General features: G+C 49.4%; 16 protein-coding genes. 9 read left to right on the forward strand and 7 right to left on the reverse strand.

Annotation, left to right across the window (positions count from 1 at the left end; genetic code table 11):
* Window positions 1-2 precede the first annotated feature (2 nt).
* From fabY to OGV94_RS00630, 6 genes are all read right to left on the reverse strand, one after another.
* Window positions 3-944, reverse strand: a complete 942-nt coding sequence (gene fabY / locus OGV94_RS00605; protein WP_003825286.1) for a fatty acid biosynthesis protein FabY — start codon at window positions 942-944, stop codon at window positions 3-5.
* 44 nt (window positions 945-988) lie between these two features.
* Window positions 989-1,426: a D-aminoacyl-tRNA deacylase gene (gene dtd, locus OGV94_RS00610; RefSeq protein WP_003028671.1), complete on the reverse strand. Its 438-nt coding sequence runs from the start codon at window positions 1,424-1,426 to the stop codon at window positions 989-991.
* Entirely contained in the window at window positions 1,423-2,295 is an 873-nt protein-coding gene (locus tag OGV94_RS00615) for a virulence factor BrkB family protein (protein ID WP_043018884.1), read from the reverse strand. The genes dtd and OGV94_RS00615 overlap by 4 nt, the downstream gene beginning before the upstream one ends.
* Window positions 2,289-2,888, reverse strand: coding sequence for a glucose-1-phosphatase (gene yihX, locus OGV94_RS00620; protein WP_043018883.1), 600 nt, complete (start codon window positions 2,886-2,888; stop codon window positions 2,289-2,291). Before yihX ends, OGV94_RS00615 begins: the two co-directional genes overlap by 7 nt.
* A gap of 105 nt (window positions 2,889-2,993) precedes the next feature.
* Window positions 2,994-3,797: a DeoR/GlpR family DNA-binding transcription regulator gene (locus OGV94_RS00625; RefSeq protein ID WP_075145417.1), complete on the reverse strand. Its 804-nt coding sequence runs from the start codon at window positions 3,795-3,797 to the stop codon at window positions 2,994-2,996.
* A gap of 33 nt (window positions 3,798-3,830) precedes the next feature.
* The gene (locus OGV94_RS00630) at window positions 3,831-4,727 is read right to left on the reverse strand and encodes a sugar kinase (protein WP_181634182.1); all 897 of its coding nucleotides are present in this window, start codon (window positions 4,725-4,727) and stop codon (window positions 3,831-3,833) included.
* A gap of 166 nt (window positions 4,728-4,893) precedes the next feature.
* On the opposite strand from OGV94_RS00630, the gene yihU reads away from it, so the two are divergent.
* The 9 genes from yihU (at window position 4,894) to ompL (ending at window position 15,685) form a co-directional block, all read left to right on the forward strand.
* Complete coding sequence (gene yihU / locus OGV94_RS00635; RefSeq protein WP_075145418.1) at window positions 4,894-5,790, forward strand: sulfolactaldehyde 3-reductase; 897 nt, start codon at window positions 4,894-4,896, stop codon at window positions 5,788-5,790.
* Window positions 5,791-5,800: 10 nt separating this feature from the next.
* A complete protein-coding gene (yihT, locus tag OGV94_RS00640; protein WP_023217875.1) occupies window positions 5,801-6,679 on the forward strand; it encodes a sulfofructosephosphate aldolase in 879 nt (292 codons plus the stop codon).
* Window positions 6,680-6,694: 15 nt separating this feature from the next.
* Complete coding sequence (gene yihS / locus OGV94_RS00645) at window positions 6,695-7,936, forward strand: sulfoquinovose isomerase (RefSeq protein WP_047407502.1); 1,242 nt, start codon at window positions 6,695-6,697, stop codon at window positions 7,934-7,936.
* 86 nt (window positions 7,937-8,022) lie between these two features.
* The gene (locus OGV94_RS00650) at window positions 8,023-8,910 is read left to right on the forward strand and encodes an aldose-1-epimerase (protein WP_072033902.1); all 888 of its coding nucleotides are present in this window, start codon (window positions 8,023-8,025) and stop codon (window positions 8,908-8,910) included.
* 88 nt (window positions 8,911-8,998) lie between these two features.
* Entirely contained in the window at window positions 8,999-9,874 is an 876-nt protein-coding gene (locus OGV94_RS00655; protein WP_047407506.1) for a sulfite exporter TauE/SafE family protein, read from the forward strand.
* A 123-nt stretch (window positions 9,875-9,997) separates the two neighbouring features.
* Window positions 9,998-12,034: an alpha-glucosidase gene (locus tag OGV94_RS00660; RefSeq protein ID WP_286517641.1), complete on the forward strand. Its 2,037-nt coding sequence runs from the start codon at window positions 9,998-10,000 to the stop codon at window positions 12,032-12,034.
* 45 nt (window positions 12,035-12,079) lie between these two features.
* The gene (locus OGV94_RS00665) at window positions 12,080-13,462 is read left to right on the forward strand and encodes an MFS transporter (RefSeq protein ID WP_047407512.1); all 1,383 of its coding nucleotides are present in this window, start codon (window positions 12,080-12,082) and stop codon (window positions 13,460-13,462) included.
* A gap of 45 nt (window positions 13,463-13,507) precedes the next feature.
* Complete coding sequence (locus OGV94_RS00670; RefSeq protein WP_047407515.1) at window positions 13,508-14,926, forward strand: MFS transporter; 1,419 nt, start codon at window positions 13,508-13,510, stop codon at window positions 14,924-14,926.
* Window positions 14,927-14,992: 66 nt separating this feature from the next.
* The gene (gene ompL, locus OGV94_RS00675) at window positions 14,993-15,685 is read left to right on the forward strand and encodes a porin OmpL (RefSeq protein WP_043018875.1); all 693 of its coding nucleotides are present in this window, start codon (window positions 14,993-14,995) and stop codon (window positions 15,683-15,685) included.
* A 69-nt stretch (window positions 15,686-15,754) separates the two neighbouring features.
* Here the strand turns inward: ompL and typA are convergent, their stop codons facing one another.
* Window positions 15,755-17,578 (reverse strand): ribosome-dependent GTPase TypA, encoded by a 1,824-nt coding sequence (gene typA, locus OGV94_RS00680; protein ID WP_008786988.1) that lies wholly within the window; start codon window positions 17,576-17,578, stop codon window positions 15,755-15,757.
* Between the last annotated feature and the right edge of the window lie 352 nt (window positions 17,579-17,930).

Genomic DNA, 17,930 nt, shown 5'->3' on the forward strand with positions numbered 1-17,930 from the left:
GCCTACTCTTCCTCGTTCCCGCCCTCTTCATATGCGCCAAACGGTTTTGCGGGTAGCACAATGTAGGTGCCTTCAAACACAACGCCCGGCGTGTCATCGCCAAATACCCCGACCTGCATCTGAACGCGCGCCTTGCGGCCTCTTGCCAGACGGTCCAGGTCACCGCTCAGCGAGCCCAGGTCGGCGATGGCGGTAGGCTTCCCGGTGATCGGCCTGCTGTATCGGATATGCGCGTCCGCGAGGATTATGGTCCCGCCCAGATGGCGCTCGCGCAACATTAGCCAGATAAGCCCCCAGCCCGTTAACGTCGCCAGTGAAAACAGGCTTCCGGCAAACAGCGTATGGTGCGGGTTCTGATTACCGGTCTCGGGCATCGTGGTAATAAATTTCTGCCCGGTGTACTGCTGAATGCGCACGCCCATTTTCTCACTCAAGGGAATATGTTCGTACCAGGCTTGCTGTAACTGTCCGCACCAGTCGCCGCGATGGAGAATATCGTCCAGCGTCGCGATGGGCTTAATCATCAAAAAGTGGCGCACCGGTGTGGTTTGCGGCGTGGTGATTTCTCCCTGGCTCACAAACCCAAGTTTGGCGAAAAATTCGACCGCATCTTCACGGGCGCTACAGGTTACGCGCTTTACCCCTTCCTGACGCGCCACAGACTCCAGGGTCATCGCCATCAGCGTGCCCAACCCTTTCTCCTGTACGGAGGGGTCTACGGCCATAAAGCGTATCGAGGCTTCGTTATCCGCATTGATATACAAACGCCCAACCGCGACCAGATTCCCCTCTTCGTCCACCACCATCTGGTGATGCGCCATCGCATCCCAGGCATCCCGTTCGGAGCCTTTGGGCTGGTGCAAGGGTTTACGCAGCATCTCCCAGCGAAACTGGTAGTAACGCTCCAATTCTTCTTCTGTTTGCGGTACTCGAAGGTGATACATAGTCGTATTCTCTCTTGTTGCCCGCGGCCACACCGGTAGCTGGTTCATACTTGTAACCAGAACGTCACGGGACCATCATTAACCAGTGAAACCTGCATATCCGCAGCGAAACGACCGGTTTGCGTATTCATTTCCTGTTGGCGGCAACGCTCAACAAAGTACTCATACAGGGCTTCTGCCCGCTCGGGCGCTGCGCCTTTTGAAAAGCCCGGACGCATGCCGCGCTCAGTATCTGCCGCCAACGTAAATTGCGAGACCACCAGCACGCTGCCGCCTGACTGCTGCACATTCAGGTTCATTTTGCCTTCGGCATCGCTAAAGATTCGATAGCCGAGTACGCGTTCGCACAGGCGGTTCGCTTTTTGTTCGTCATCATCCCTTTCGACACCTAACAGGACTAAAAGTCCTGGGCCAATTTCACCCGTCACCTCGCCCTCCACGGTGACGCTGGCACGGGTTACGCGCTGAATTAATGCAATCATGGTTGCTCTGCTTCTTCTTGTTCTGCGGCTTGTTTAAGTTTGCGGTATTCCCCGAGAGTGACAGTTATTTCCGCGCCTAGCAAGACGATACACCACGTCCAGTATACCCAGACAAATAAAATGGGGATCACCGCCAGGACACCGTAAATGAGCTGATACGACGGGAACATCGTGATGTAGAGCGCAAATCCTTTCTTTCCGGCTTCGAACAACACGGCGGCCACAAAAGCGCCAATAACCGCATCACGATTGGGTACACGGGTTGTCGGTACAATGCTGTAAAGCAGCCAGAACGAGAGCCAGGAAAGCACCAGCGGGAAAATACGCAGAACGTTATCAATCACCGTGTTGAGATCGCTGGCCCAACGCAATGACAATAGATAAGAGCTGATCGCCAGACTGGCCCCCGCCAGCAGCGGCCCCAGCGTTAAAATCATCCAGTAAACGGCGAAAGAGTAAACTTTAGGGCGAGTGCGTTTACTGCGCCAGATAGTATTCAGCGCATTATCAATGGCATACATCAATAATAACGCCGTAACAATCAGCCCACATGCTCCAACGGCGGTCATTTTGTTCGAGTTGGCGACAAACTGTTCGATATAACGCTGGATAACGTCACCCGTCGCTGGGATAAAGTTTGCGAAAATAAAATGCCGCAGCTGGACACTAACGTCAGAAAACATCGGAAAGGCGGCGAAAAGAGCAAACACAACGGCAATAAGCGGCACTAATGAGAGCAATGAAACGTAGGCAAGATTCCCTGCCAGCGTCGTCATGTTGTCTTCATCAATCCGCTGCCATAGTAGCTTCAGCCAGGCCCGTACAGGACGCGTATGGTGCCTGGCTTGTTGCTGAACATTTTTTAGCATAACAACTTCGCGAAATAGTCAGGAATGGTCGTTTTATCGACGACCTGGATACTGGTAATCCCTAACCGATTGGCCCCTTCAATATTATCGGCGTTGTCGTCAAAAAAGATCGCATCTTGCGCAGAAAAACCTTCAGACTGCAGGACGTGCTGGTAAATCCGCGCTTCCGGTTTACGCATGCCCAGGTCCTGGGAAAGATAAATATGGTCAGCAGCCTGACGGATCTCAGGGTATTCATCTGGCCAAAACGTCGTGTGCAAACGGTTAGTATTCGACAAGACGACCACCCGATGCCCCTGCTCACGCAGCTTATGCATGATGTCGATAACCTCAGGGCGCAAGGCGACAAAAACGGCCTGCCAACCGTGAGAGAACTGCTCGTAACTGAGCGGCAACGCCATGTCATGGCATAGCGCCTCCGCAAAAGCTTCATCCGTTATTTCACCTCGCTCGTGCTGGTGAAAAGCCTCCCCCATGGTGAAACTTTGCTTTAACGAGGCCAGCGGTACACGGCTCAAATCGCTCCATGTGCCTAACACGCGATTGAAGTCGATATCGACAATCACATTACCCAAATCAAAGATATAGAGCATGCCCTTCTCCTTATTCGCCGTGGATGAATAACTGTAGCGGGAAAGGAGAAGTTTGACTATGTGAGAGTGATGACTACGAACTTATCGAGCCATCACTGGAGAGAATTACACGGCCAGAGCATCGTCCTGTGAAGGACTCACTTGCACAATTTCCACCTGCTGTGACTGGAGTAAATTATGCAATGAGGGACCTGGGTATTCATCGGTAAACAACGCGGTCACCTGAGACACGTTACCAATTTCTACCGCGGCAGAAGCCGTATATTTCGTATGATCCGCAGCCAGCAGAATGTGTCTTGAATGGGACATCATCGTTTTCACTACGCTGGCTTCATTGACATCAAACTCCAGTAGCGCGCCATCACTTTCAATCGCGCCAACGCTGGTAACCAGGTAGTCGGCCCGAAAATCAGCGACAAATGCCGAGGCAGAAGGGCCAATGATGCCACTGTTATGCGGACGTAACGTTCCCCCCGGCACCATGACTTCAAAACGTGGGTTGTTATACAGAATGTGCGCCACACGCAGGCTGTTGGTGATAATACGCAAATGATTATGGTTTAACAGTGCGCGCGCCACCTGCTCAACGGTGGTGCCAATGGTAATAAACACCGTTGACCCATCAGGAATGTAATCAGCCACCGCTTCCGCGATGGCTTTTTTCTCTTCCGTCCAGGAGACTTCACGCTGCTCAAACGCCGTATTCACCACGCTGGAAGCTCTACCCGCGCCACCATGATGACGGGTAATTAATCCCTGCTCGCTGAGTTTACGAATATCACGACGCACGGTTTGCGTGGACACGTCCAGCAGGCTGGCGAGCTCGTCGATGTTCATATAACCGCGCTCGCTAATCAGCATCAGCAGTTGATCGTGTCGCGGGTTACCGGTCAGTTCGGTAAGACTCATGAAATTTCCTCGAAAAACCATTGCCCTGGCATTTTATACAAAAAGTGACAGAAAAGATCGGGTTTGATCACAGTCAGGGATTCCGGCTCTTCCTCCCGGACGTGTACATTTTAGCGCAGCAACCCCGCTGGCGAACCTGACAGCCCCTTCCGGAGCATCGCCGTCAGCCAGGCTGAATGCGAGCGCACCGTGGAAAACATCCCCCGCCCCCGTTGTGTCAACGACGTCGACTTTAAATCCAGATTGATGCTGCAACGTATTATTTTTTATCCAGTCACAGCCTTCGCTCCCTCGTGTCACATAGACATGACCATTTGTGAGCGTTTGTGCTTGTTTCAGTCCAGCGACAGGATCGCTTATTCCGGTTAAACGCGCCAGACCAGGTTCAGAGAATGCAGCATGATCGCTTAACGCCACCAGTTCACTAATACCCTGTGGCGTTACATCGCCATCCAAAACCGTCATCACTCCCGCCTGACGCGCCAGCGTGAACGCCTGCCTGGCCCCTTCGTGCCAGCGAACATCCGCCAACACCACATCCCACTGGGAAAAATCGATCTCATTGAGCCAATCAGCTTCCGGCAGTAAATCCGGGCTGGGATAGTTAACGATAATCCGTTCACCTTGCGCATCAACCATAATCGCCGATTGCGAAGACTTTGCCCCCACGTAGCGCCGGGTGTAGCGGGTGTTTACCCCCAGGGATTCCAGCTCCGCCAGCAGGCTATTTCCGGTGTCGTCATCGCCCACACGGCCAATAAAGTCCACCTGTGCGCCCAGCTTCGCTGCAGCCACTGCAGCCGTTGCAGCAGGCCCACCGCCCACTTCCGTATAACGCTTCGCCACATACTTACCTCCTTCAGTCGGTAAACCTTCCACGTAATAGATGCGATCCATCACGGCAATACCTACACAAGCAATACGAATCATGGTCATTCCTTAGGCGTTTCAAGATGGGATCATTTTAATTTCACAAAATGTTTAAAAAGTGACGGCTGTCAATTTTTTGACCATAAATTACAAATACGATCAAAAACAGACAAAAACAAACGACCTTAAATGACAAAAAATGACATCCACGTCTCAGGAGAACGTTATGGCAGTTATAGCATTTATCGGATTAGGTCAGATGGGTTCACCCATGGCGAGCAACTTGCTGAAGCAGGGTCATCAACTCAGCGTCTTTGACGTTAACCCGGATGCCGTTCAGCGCCTGGTGGAAAAAGGAGCACAGCCTGCCAACAACCCGGCCCAGGCGGCAAAGGGGGCAGAATTTGTCATCACCATGCTGCCAAACGGCGATCTGGTGCGTAGCGTACTGTTCGGGGAGCAGGGTATCTGCGAAAGCCTCTCCCCGCAGGCGTTAGTGATTGATATGTCGACTATTCACCCACTGCAAACCGACAAGTTGATCGCCGATATGCGTGCCAAAGGTTTCGACATGATGGATTGCCCGGTTGGACGCACCTCCGATCACGCTATCGCGGGAACGCTGTTGCTGCTGGCAGGTGGAACGGCACAGCAGGTAGAACACGCCACATCAGTTCTGATGGCGATGGGTAATGAATTGATCAATGCAGGGGGTCCCGGCATGGGGATCCGCGTGAAGCTCATCAACAACTACATGAGTATTGCGCTAAATGCCCTGTCTGCTGAAGCCGCCGTGCTGTGCGAAGCGCTCGGCCTCTCCTTCGATGTGGCCTTAAAAGTGATGAGCGGAACGCCTGCCGGAAAAGGTCACTTCACCACCTCCTGGCCAAACAAAGTGCTGAAAGGCGATCTTTCCCCGGCCTTTATGATCGATTTAGCTCACAAGGATCTTGGCATCGCCCTGGACGTTGCCAACCAACTGCATGTGCCGATGCCGCTCGGCGCCGCCTCCCGCGAAGTCTATAACCAGGCACGCGCCGCTGGCCGTGGCCGGGAAGACTGGACGGCAATTCTCGAACAGGTTCGCGCATCCGCCGGGCTAAATAAACACACAGATAAGTAAGGACTGAACAATGACGAAGTACACCCTGAAAGATATCACCCGAGCTTCTGGCGGTTTTGCCATGCTGGCGGTCGATCAGCGCGAAGCCATGCGCTTAATGTTTGCCGCAGCGGGTGCAAAATCCCCGGTCAATGACAGCGTGCTGACCGATTTCAAGGTCAATGCGGCAAAGATCCTGTCCCCCTATGCCTCCGCCATTTTGGTCGACCAGCAGTTCTGCTACCGCCAGGTTGTAGAGCAAAACGCGGTCGCCAAAAGCTGCGCCATGATTGTGGCCGCTGATGAGTTCATTCCGGGTAACGGTATTCCGGTCGATAGCGTGGTGATTGATAAAAAAATCAACCCGCAAGCCGTGAAGCAAGATGGTGCTAAGGCTCTCAAACTGCTGGTGCTGTGGCGTAGCGATGAAGATGCTCAGCAGCGTCTTGATATGGTGAAAGAATTCAATGAGCTATGCCATTCCAATGGCCTGCTTAGCATCATCGAGCCGGTTGTTCGCCCACCGCGTCGTGGCGATAAGTTCGATCGCGAACAGGCCATTATCGATGCCGCAAAAGAACTGGGTGATAGCGGTGCCGATCTCTACAAGGTCGAAATGCCGCTGTACGGCAAAGGTACTCAACAAGAACTACTAAGCGCCTCTCAGCGCCTGAATGAAAACATCAACATGCCGTGGGTCATTCTCTCCTCTGGTGTGGATGAAAAACTGTTCCCGCGCGCAGTCAGCGTAGCAATGACCGCAGGCGCATCTGGCTTCCTGGCCGGACGTGCGGTCTGGTCATCGGTTGTTGGCCTGCCAGATACCGAACTGATGCTGCGTGATGTTTCCGCGCCTAAATTGCAACGTTTAGGTGACATTGTCGATGAAATGATGGCCCGTCGCCGCTAATACGAGGATCAAAGAATGAAATGGTTTAACACATTGAGCCACAACCGTTGGCTGGAGCAGGAAACAGACCGCATCTTTAATTTTGGTAAAAATGCTGCTGTTCCTACTGGATTTGGCTGGCTGGGTAACAAGGGGCAAATTAAAGAAGAGATGGGGACTCATCTGTGGATTACTGCCCGTATGTTACACGTTTACTCTGTAGCTGCAGCCATGGGCAGACCTGGGGCATATGACCTGGTCGATCACGGCATCAAGGCTATGAATGGCGCATTGCTAGATAAAAAATACGGTGGTTGGTATGCATGCGTAAATGACGAAGGCGTGATGGATGCCTCCAAGCAAGGGTATCAACACTTTTTTGCACTGCTGGGCGCAGCCAGCGCAGTAACAACCGGGCATCCTGAAGCCAGGAAATTGCTGGATTACACCATAGAAGTGATTGAGAAATATTTTTGGAGTGAAGAAGAGCAGATGTGCCTTGAGTCCTGGGACGAGGCCTTCAGCCAGACGGAAGATTACCGTGGCGGTAACGCCAACATGCACGCTGTTGAGGCTTTCCTGATCGTTTATGATGTTACCCATGACAAAAAATGGCTGGATCGCGCTATCAGAATCGCATCAGTCATCATTCATGATGTGGCCAGAAACAATCATTACCGTGTTAATGAACACTTTGATACTCAATGGAATCCTATCCGCGACTATAACAAAGAAAATCCAGCACACCGTTTCCGTGCATTTGGCGGTACTCCAGGTCATTGGATCGAATGGGGTCGTTTAATGCTGCATATCCACGCAGCGCTGGAAGCCAGATGCGAACAACCCCCAGCATGGCTGCTGGAAGACGCTAAAGGTTTGTTCCACGCGACAGTACGTGATGCATGGGCTCCAGATGGAGCTGACGGCATTGTGTATACCGTTGACTGGGAAGGGAAACCCGTTGTACGTGAGCGTGTACGCTGGCCAATTGTCGAAGCGATGGGGACAGCCTATGCCCTCTATACCGTAACAGGGGATCGTCAATATGAAACCTGGTATCAGACATGGTGGGATTACTGCATTAAATACCTGATGGACTATGAAAATGGTTCATGGTGGCAAGAATTGGATGCTGACAACAAGGTGACCACTAAAGTCTGGGACGGTAAGCAGGATATATACCATCTTCTGCACTGTCTGGTAATCCCACGCATCCCGCTCGCTCCAGGGCTGGCACCAGCCGTAGCAGCAGGTTTGTTAGATATCAATGCAAAATAAATAAGCCTGGTAAAGACGGCATATCAGCAAATGAATGTTGCATATGCCGTTGTTTAGTAAGGATATCTAATATTAAGGTGATATGTATGCATAGTGGTGGGAATACGATATTACTCGCTGCAGGTGATTACCGGGCGCAAATAGTTTCAGTTGGTGCCGGTCTTGCCGAATTAACCTGGCAGGGCAAGCATCTGGTTATACCTCATAAACCAGAAGAGATGCCTCTTGCTCATCTGGGTAAGGTATTAATCCCTTGGCCAAATCGTATTGCCAATGGCATCTATCAGCATGATGGGCATGAGTATCTGCTGCCGATTAATGAACATGGCTCTAACGCCGCTATTCACGGCTTACTTGCATGGAGAGACTGGCAAGTTAGTGAATTAACAGCCGCAAAAGCTTCGTTCTCCATATTTTTACCGCCAAGTTATGGCTACCCATTCGCATTGATTTCGCAGGTTATTTACTCACTGGACGCTACAACGGGGCTGTCCGTTGAAATAATTAGCCAAAATATCGGCGATAAACCAGCACCTTATGGCGTCGGTGTTCACCCTTACTTAACTTGCGATTTAGCACCTGTTGATGACTGTACGCTGCAACTTCCTGCAAATGAGGTTTTTGCTTCCGATACACAGTCTAACTCAACAACGTTACTTCACGTCGATGAGCTGAATTTGGATTATTCCATCCAACAGAAAATCGGTGATAAACGGATTGATCATACTTTCAAAACTTGCGGCGAGCGGTGGGAGACGAAAATTATTAACGAACAACAGCAGCTTGCTGTTAGTTTGTGTTCCGATCAACCGTGGCTTCAGGTCTATAGTGGCGAAAAGTTGAATCGCCGGGGGTTGGCTATCGAACCGATGAGTTGTCCACCGGATGCCTTTAACTCTGGGATCGACTTACTATTACTTAAACCAAAACAGCAGCATACATTATTTTTTAATATTCGCGGTGAATGCATATAGTGCAAGTGTTTATTTGTGCAGGATACCCATTACCATGACTTAAAACAGCCAAGGTAATATTTTAGAATTTGATAATGAAGGAATTATAATGGATTTCTTTAATTTATTTACACCTGATGGCGTGATGTTGGAGCCAAATGTTATATATACTGTTATCGCCTTAATGTTTCTTTATACATTTGTAGGAATATGTGCTGGCTTTGGTGGTGGATTGACAACCATGCCGCTCATCACCCTGATGCTTCCTGTAAAAATGGCAACTCCACTTTCTGTTATTGTCGGAACAGCGACCGCCATTTATGCCACGTGGTTATCTCGTAAAGAAACGGACTGGCGATCGGCTGCCGTTCTTATCGGTTTCTCTTTTCTTGGCATTCCGGTAGGTTTATATGCACTGTCATATCTGCCTGATCACATCATGAAAATAGGATTGGGTGGTTTTCTTATTCTCTACTCATTCTACAGTATGTTTATTCCCCGCCTCCCCATCTATGACAGACGTTGGATAGCTGCGCCGTTAGGGGCAATAGCTGGTGCACTAGGAGCGGCCTTTTCCACAAATGGACCACCAGTTGTAATGTATGGAATGCTGCGTAACCTGGGCCCAGCCGCTTTTCGCGGTACGCTAAATGCGTTCTTTACGGCAAACAACATTGCAGTTGTCGGCGGTCTAGCAACCAGTGGAATATTAACAGTATCAACATTTAAACTGGTTATTTTCTGTATTCCTACCATGATACTCGGTTCCTTAGTCGGGCAATATGTACATAAGCGTATTTCGGTAAAAGTATTCCGTGTTTTAGTCTTTTTGTTATTAATCGCTTCGGGGGCAATGTTAATAAAAGGTGCATTGGGTATTTCAGCAATCACTGCTCTTCTACCACCATTTGCACTGTTGGCGGCATTACAAATACTTTTAGGTAAAAAAATCGCTGAGATTCGTAAAGTGGATGCTAGCAAATAATAAAAGCTTTTCTTGTTCAGGCGCTACTTCAAGGGTAGCGCATAACTATTTAAGGCTAATGAATAATAGCAAATCATAAACAATCAGTATGCTCGCGTTCCTCAATTTCATGGAGAATATTTTATGAGCACGCAAAGTAAGCATTTATCCTCAGTCCTGATAGAAAAGAATATTGATGGTTTTACGCTGACATACCACCAGCGCCTGATTTTGCGTCACAGCACAGAACTCCCCTGCCTGTGGATCGGCGCTGGCGTTGCCGACATTGACATGTTTCGCGGCAACTTCAGCATTAAAGACAAGCTCAATGAGAAGATTGCTCTGACCGACGCCACGGTAAGCGAGTCGCCTGAAGGCTGGCGGGTAGATTTCAGCCGCGGTAATACCATCAACGCCACGCTGCACATCTCCACCGATGAACAGGGACGCCTGAAGCTGGATCTGCACAACGAGGATCTCAGCCATAACCGTATCTGGCTGCGCCTGGCCGCCAGGGCGGACGATCATATTTACGGCTGCGGCGAACAATTCTCTTACTTCGATTTGCGCGGAAAGCCATTTCCACTGTGGACCAGCGAACAGGGCGTGGGCCGTAACAAAAACAGCTATGTCACCTGGCAGGCAGACTGTAAAGAAAATGCCGGCGGTGACTACTACTGGACCTTCTTCCCGCAGCCGACCTTTGTCAGTACGCAGAAATACTACTGCCACGTGGATAACAGCTGCTATATGAATTTCGACTTCAGCGCGCCGGAGTACCACGAACTGGCATTGTGGGAGGATAAAACCACTCTTCGCTTTGAATGCGCAGACACCTATATCTCTTTGCTGGAAAAACTGACTGCACTGCTAGGACGCCAGCCAGAGCTACCGGACTGGATCTACGATGGCGTCACGCTAGGTATTCAGGGCGGTACTGAGATTTGCCAGAACAAACTGGACACTATGCGTAACGCAGGCGTGAAAGTAAACGGCATCTGGGCGCAGGATTGGTCCGGGATCCGCATGACTTCTTTTGGCAAGCGCGTGATGTGGAACTGGAAGTGGAACAGCGACAACTATCCGCAGTTGGATAGCCGTATTAAGCAGTGGAAAGAAGAAGGCGTGCAGTTTCTCTCCTACATCAACCCGTACGTCGCCAGCGATAAAGATCTCTGTGCCGAAGCCGCTGCACATGGCTATCTGGCGAAAGACGCCTCTGGCGCTGACTATCTGGTTGAGTTTGGTGAATTTTACGGCGGCGTGGTCGATCTGACCAACCCCGAAGCCTACACCTGGTTCAAAGAAGTCATCAAAAAGAACATGATTGAACTGGGCTGCGGCGGTTGGATGGCCGACTTTGGCGAATACCTGCCGACCGATACGTATCTGCACAACGGCGTCAGCGCTGAAATTATGCATAACGCCTGGCCCGCGTTGTGGTCGAAATGTAACTACGAAGCGTTACAGGAGACCGGCAAACTCGGCGAGATCCTGTTCTTTATGCGTGCGGGCTACACCGGCAGCCAGAAATTCTCCACCATGATGTGGGCAGGCGATCAGAACGTTGACTGGAGCCTCGACGATGGTCTGGCTTCCGTCGTTCCTGCGGCGCTGTCGCTGGCGATGACCGGCCACGGTCTGCACCACAGCGATATCGGCGGTTACACCACCCTGTTTGACATGAAACGCAGCAAAGAGCTACTGCTGCGCTGGTGTGATTTTAGCGCCTTCACGCCAATGATGCGCACCCACGAAGGTAACCGCCCTGGCGATAACTGGCAGTTTGATGGTGATGCAGAAACCATCGCCCACTTTGCCCGTATGACCACCGTCTTTACCACCCTGAAACCGTATCTCAAACAGGCGGTCGCGCAAAACAGCGCTACTGGTCTGCCGGTGATGCGCCCGCTGTTCCTGCATTACGAAGACGATGCGCGGACCTATACCCTGAAATATCAGTACCTGCTGGGGCAGGATTTGCTGGTTGCGCCGGTTCACGAACAAGGTCAGCAAAACTGGACGCTGTATCTGCCGGAGGATAGCTGGGTAAACGTCTGGACTGGGGAAACTTCTCAGGGCGGAGAAATTACCGTGGATGCGCCTATTGGCAAGCCTCCGGTGTTTTATCGCGCGAAGAGTGAATGGGCGTCACTGTTTGCTACCTTACGCAACATCTAATGCGGCTCGCCCGCGGGGAAACTCGCGGGCACATGGAGAATAATAATGAGTCAGACCTCTGCTGATCCAGCAACGCTACGCCTGCCACTTAAAGAAAAAATAGCTTATGGCATAGGCGATCTGGGTTCCAATATTCTGCTGGATATTGGCACACTCTATTTGTTGAAATTCTACACAGATGTCCTCGGTCTTCCGGGAACCTATGGTGGGATTATTTTCTTAATCGCTAAATTCTTTACCGCATTTACCGATATGGGTACCGGTATTGTGCTCGACTCACGGCGAAAAATAGGACCGAAAGGTAAATTTCGCCCGTTCGTTCTGTATGGCTCATTCCCAGTAGCACTACTGGCTACAGCCAACTTTATAGGAACACCGTTAGAAATTACGGGTAAAACGGTTGTCGCAACGCTGCTGTTTATGCTTTATGGATTATGCTACAGCCTGATGAACTGCTCTTATGGCGCGATGGTGCCAGCCATAACCAAAAATCCAAATGAACGTGCCTCGTTGGCAGCCTGGCGCCAGGGTGGATCCACCTTAGGCCTTCTCATTGGGACCGTTGCTTTTGTACCAGTAATGAATTTGATTGAAGGTAATCAACAACTGCAATATGGCGTTACGGCTGCTCTTTTCTCGTTATGCGGGCTGCTATTTATGTGGCTTTGCTATGCGGGTGTCAAAGAGCGTTATGTTGAGGTCAAACAGGCTGATTCCGCACAAAAAGCAGGAATTTTGCAATCCTTCCGTGCAATCGCGGGTAATCGCCCACTGTTTATTTTGTGCGTTGCCAACCTCTGCACCCTTGCGGCCTTTAATGTCAAACTGGCGATTCAGGTCTACTACACCCAGTACGTGCTAAACGATCCGATTATTTTGTCCTATATGGGCTTCTTCAGCATGGGTTGTATATTCATCGGCGTCTTTTTGATGCCTGCTGCTGTACGCCGCTTTGGTAAGAAAAAGGTCTATATCGGCGGGCTAATAATTTGGGCCGTGGGCGATCTGCTTAACTACGGCTTCGGTGACACTTCGGTGAGTTTCGTGGCCTTCTCCTGTCTGGCATTCTTCGGCTCAGCATTTGTTAACAGCCTTAACTGGGCGCTGGTCTCGGACACAGTGGAATATGGTGAATGGCGTACTGGCGTGCGTTCCGAAGGGACGGTTTATACCGGGCTCACCTTCTTTCGAAAAATGTCCCAAGCGCTGGCTGGATTTTTCCCTGGATGGATGCTTACTCAAATTGGCTACATTCCAAACGTGGTGCAGTCGGCCAGCACTGTTGAAGGATTACGTCAGTTGATCTTCATATATCCTTGTGTGCTCGCGGTGCTCGCCATGATTACAATGGGCTGTTTTTACAACCTCAACGAGAAAATGTACTTCCGTATCGTTGAAGAAATAGAAGCACGTAAACGTACTGCTTAACAATAATAATTAATGACGCCCTTCGGGGCGTTATAAGGAGTGGTTATGCCTGACCATGATCCGCTAACGCTAAAACTAAGCCTGAAAGAAAAACTCGCTTACGGCGCGGGTGATATTGGCTCCAATCTAATGCTAAGCATTGGTACATTGTATTTGCTCAAGTTTTACACAGATGAGCTAGGAATGCCTGCATATTATGGTGGGATTATTTTCCTTATAGCAAAATTCTTTACTGCATTTACAGATATGCTAACCGGATTTCTTCTCGATTCTCAAAAAAGCATTGGAAGCAGGGGGAAATTCAGGCCTTTTATTCTGTATGCAGCAGTACCATCCGCGATTATTGCGACAGTTCAGTTTATTGCTACAACATTTAGCCTGCCAATTAAGACTGCTATTGCCACTGGTCTATTTATGCTATTCGGTCTGTTTTACAGCCTAATGAACTGTTCATATGGTGCCATGATTCCAGCAATAACAAAAAATCCAAATGAACGCGCACAACTGGCAGCTTTTCGACAGGGTGGGGCAACAATCGGATTATTAATCTGTACGGTTGCTTTTATCCCACTGCAATCTTTATTCTCTACAACTACCATTGGTTATGGTTGTGCAGCCTTAACTTTCTCTGTCTTTGGTTTTGTTTTTATTATGTTATGTTATAAAGGAACCAAAGAATATTACATTGAGCCCCGCTCACCGGGACATAAAACAAGCATTATCAAATCATTCTGTGCAATTTTTCATAACCCACCACTATTAGTTCTATGCATTGCAAATTTGTGTACACTAGCAGCATTTAATATCAAGTTAGCTATTCAGGTTTATTATACCCAATATGTACTAAATGACATTAACCTATTATCCTGGATGGGTTTTTTTAGTATGGGGTGCGTAATTATTGGTGTTTTGTTAGTCCCCTGGACCGTGAAATGTTTTGGCAAGAAACGCGTATATTTAGCAGGTATGGTTTTATGGGCCGCTGGCGATATTTTAAATTATTTTTGGGGTTATAACTCCTTTTATTTTGTGATTTTTTCTTGTTTAGCCTTCTTCGGAACCGCTTTTGTTAACAGCCTGAACTGGGCGCTGGTTCCGGATACGGTCGATTATGGCGAATGGAAAACAGGGATCCGCGCGGAAGGCTCGGTGTATACGGGTTATACCTTTTCTCGCAAAATATCTGCTGCGCTCGCAGGCTTCCTGCCGGGCATCATGCTGACGCAAATCGGTTATATCCCTAACATAGCCCAGAGCGATGCCACCCTGCTCGGTTTGCGTCAGCTTATTTTTCTCTGGCCCTGCGGTCTTGCGATTATTGCAGCACTCACGATGGGCTTCTTTTATAAACTTAACGAAACACGTTTTGCTTTTATTATTGAGGAAATCAGCCAACGGAAGAAAAACAACATCCAACCGGACCCTATTACCAATAAAAAGAATACCTCTGCTGTAAAAGTATAAAAATAATAGCCGCCTATTCCATCCCAATGGATGGCGGCCTCCCTACGCTTAAAAAATGGATTTATCATGAAAAAATTAACGACAATAATTCTCCTATCCTCTGTGGTGTCAACCTCTGCTTTTGCTGGAGTCTATGTAGAAAACCGCGAAGCATATAATCTGGCGTCCGACCAAATGGAAGTCATGCTGCGTGTCGGTTATAACTCCGATATGGGCGCGGGTATCATGCTCACCAACACCTATACTATGCAACGCAAGGATGAGTTAAAACACGGCTATAACGAAATAGAGGGCTGGTATCCATTATTTAAACCGACAGATAAATTAACAATCCAGCCAGGAGGATTAATAAACGATAAGAGTATTGGTTCAGGCGGAGCTGTTTATCTGGATGTTAACTATAAATTTACTCCGTGGTTTAATCTTACCGTGCGGAATCGATATAACCATAATAACTACAGTTCAACCGATTTAAATGGTGATCTGGATAATAATGACACCTATGAAATCGGTAACTACTGGAACTTTACCATTACCGATAAATTCTCCTACACCTTTGAACCGCACTATTTTATGCGCGTCAATGACTTCAATAGCAGCAATGGAAAAGATCATCACTGGGAAATTACTAATACCTTTAAGTATCGTATTAATGAACACTGGCTGCCCTATCTGGAATTACGCTGGTTAGATCGCAATGTTGAGCCCTATCATCGTGAGCAAAACCAGATTCGTGTCGGGGCAAAGTATTTCTTCTGATCCTCCTGATGATAAAAAAAGCCGCTGAAATCAGCGGCTTTTTTATACTTACCTGAGGAAGAGAGTTAATTACTCTTCTTTCGCGCCACGCATTGCACGGCGACGATCGTTTTCAGTCAGGTGACGCTTACGGATACGGATAGACGTTGGGGTAACTTCTACCAGTTCGTCGTCATCGATGAATTCCAGAGCCTGCTCAAGAGTCATCTTAACCGGTGGAACCAGAACCGTTGCTTCGTCAGTACCAGACGCACGCATGTTGGTCAGTTTCTTACCGGTCAGGCAGTTTACAGTCAGGTCGTTAGAGCGGCTGTGAATACCGATGATCTGGCCTTCGTAAACTTCTGCACCGTGACCCAGGAACAGCTTACCGCGGTCCTGCAGGCTGAACAGTGCGAACGCAACTGCTTTACCCTGGCCGTTGGAGATCAGAACGCCGTTCTGACGCTGACCCACATCACCCGCACGAACATCGTCGTAGTGGCTGAAGGTGGAGTACAGCAGACCGGTACCGGAAGTCATGGTCATGAATTCTGAACGGAAGCCGATCAGACCACGGCTTGGGATCACGTAGTCAAGACGTACGCGGCCTTTGCCATCTGGATTCATGTTTTTCAGGTCGCCTTTACGCTCACCCAGAGCCTGCATGACAGACCCCTGATGCTGCTCTTCGACGTCCAGCGTTACGTTTTCGAACGGCTCTTGTTTACGGCCATCGATTTCGCGGAAGATTACTTTCGGACGGGAAACCGCCATTTCGAAACCTTCACGACGCATGTTTTCGATCAGAACAGACAGGTGCAGCTCACCACGACCAGATACACGGAACGCATCCGCATCTTCGGTTTCTTCAACGCGCAGGGCAACGTTGTGCACCAGCTCTTTGTTCAGGCGGTCAAGGATCTGACGAGAGGTAACATATTTACCTTCTTTACCACAGAACGGAGAGGTGTTTACGCAGAAGAACATGGTTACGGTCGGTTCATCAACGGACAGAGCCGGCAGCGCTTCGACATTCTGCGGGTCGCAGATGGTGTCGGAGATGTTCAGTTCGCCCAGACCGGTGATCGCGATGATATCGCCTGCTTCGGCAATATCACTCTCGATACGTTCCAGACCCAGATGAGTCAGGACTTTACCGACTTTACCGTTACGGGTTTTGCCTTCGCTATCAATGATAGTGATCTGCTGGTTCGGTTTAACTTTACCGCGTTTGATACGACCGATGCCGATTACGCCAACGTAGTTGTTGTAGTCCAGCTGAGAGATTTGCATCTGCAGCGGGCCATCAAGGTCTACGCTCGGAGCCGGTACGCGATCAACGATGGTCTGATACAGCGGAGTCATGTCTTCAGCCATGTCTTCGTGATCCAGACCTGCGATACCGTTCAGCGCGGAAGCGTAAACGATCGGGAAGTCCAGCTGCTCGTCGGTAGCGTCGAGGTTAACGAACAGGTCGAATACCTGATCAACAACCCAGTCAGGGCGCGCGCCAGGACGGTCAACTTTGTTGATAACAACAATTGGCTTCAGGCCATGGGCAAAGGCTTTTTTGGTCACGAAGCGCGTCTGCGGCATCGGACCGTCCATTGCATCCACCACCAGCAGCACGGAGTCGACCATGGACATTACACGTTCAACTTCACCACCGAAGTCGGCGTGCCCCGGGGTATCAACGATGTTGATACGGTAGTCATTCCATTTGATAGCGGTGTTTTTAGCGAGGATGGTAATCCCACGCTCTTTCTCCAAATCGTTGGAGTCCATCACGCGCTCTTGGGTTTCAGCACGTGCATCGAACGTACCGGATTGTTGGAGCAGCTTGTCTACCAGGGTCGTTTTACCATGGTCTACGTGCGCGATGATGGCGATGTTACGCAAATTTTCGATCACAACTTTGCCTCAGGCATTTTAGAAATAGCGCGTTATTGTACACGGATTAATCGCAGTACAAAACAGGATCACAAACATCCTCCGCAAACAAGTATTGCAGAGTTTCTTTGTGATCACATTCACGGAGCGTTAAAAGGGGTAATCTGACATGCTTTGCACCAATATGGTGCTTAATGTTCACATCAAAGCACTATAATGGTGCAATACTACCTTCATGGTGCAGCCCCTTTGCACGATAGTGCGCATGATAACGCCTTTTAGGGGCAATTTAAAAGTTGGCACAGATTTCGCTTTATATTTATTACGGCGACACGGCCAATTTTTTGCAGAATTGAAGACTTCGTTACCACGA

The sequence above is a fragment of the Citrobacter sp. Ce006 genome, from assembly GCF_030336535.1.
Classification (GTDB): Bacteria; Pseudomonadota; Gammaproteobacteria; order Enterobacterales; family Enterobacteriaceae; genus Citrobacter; species Citrobacter europaeus.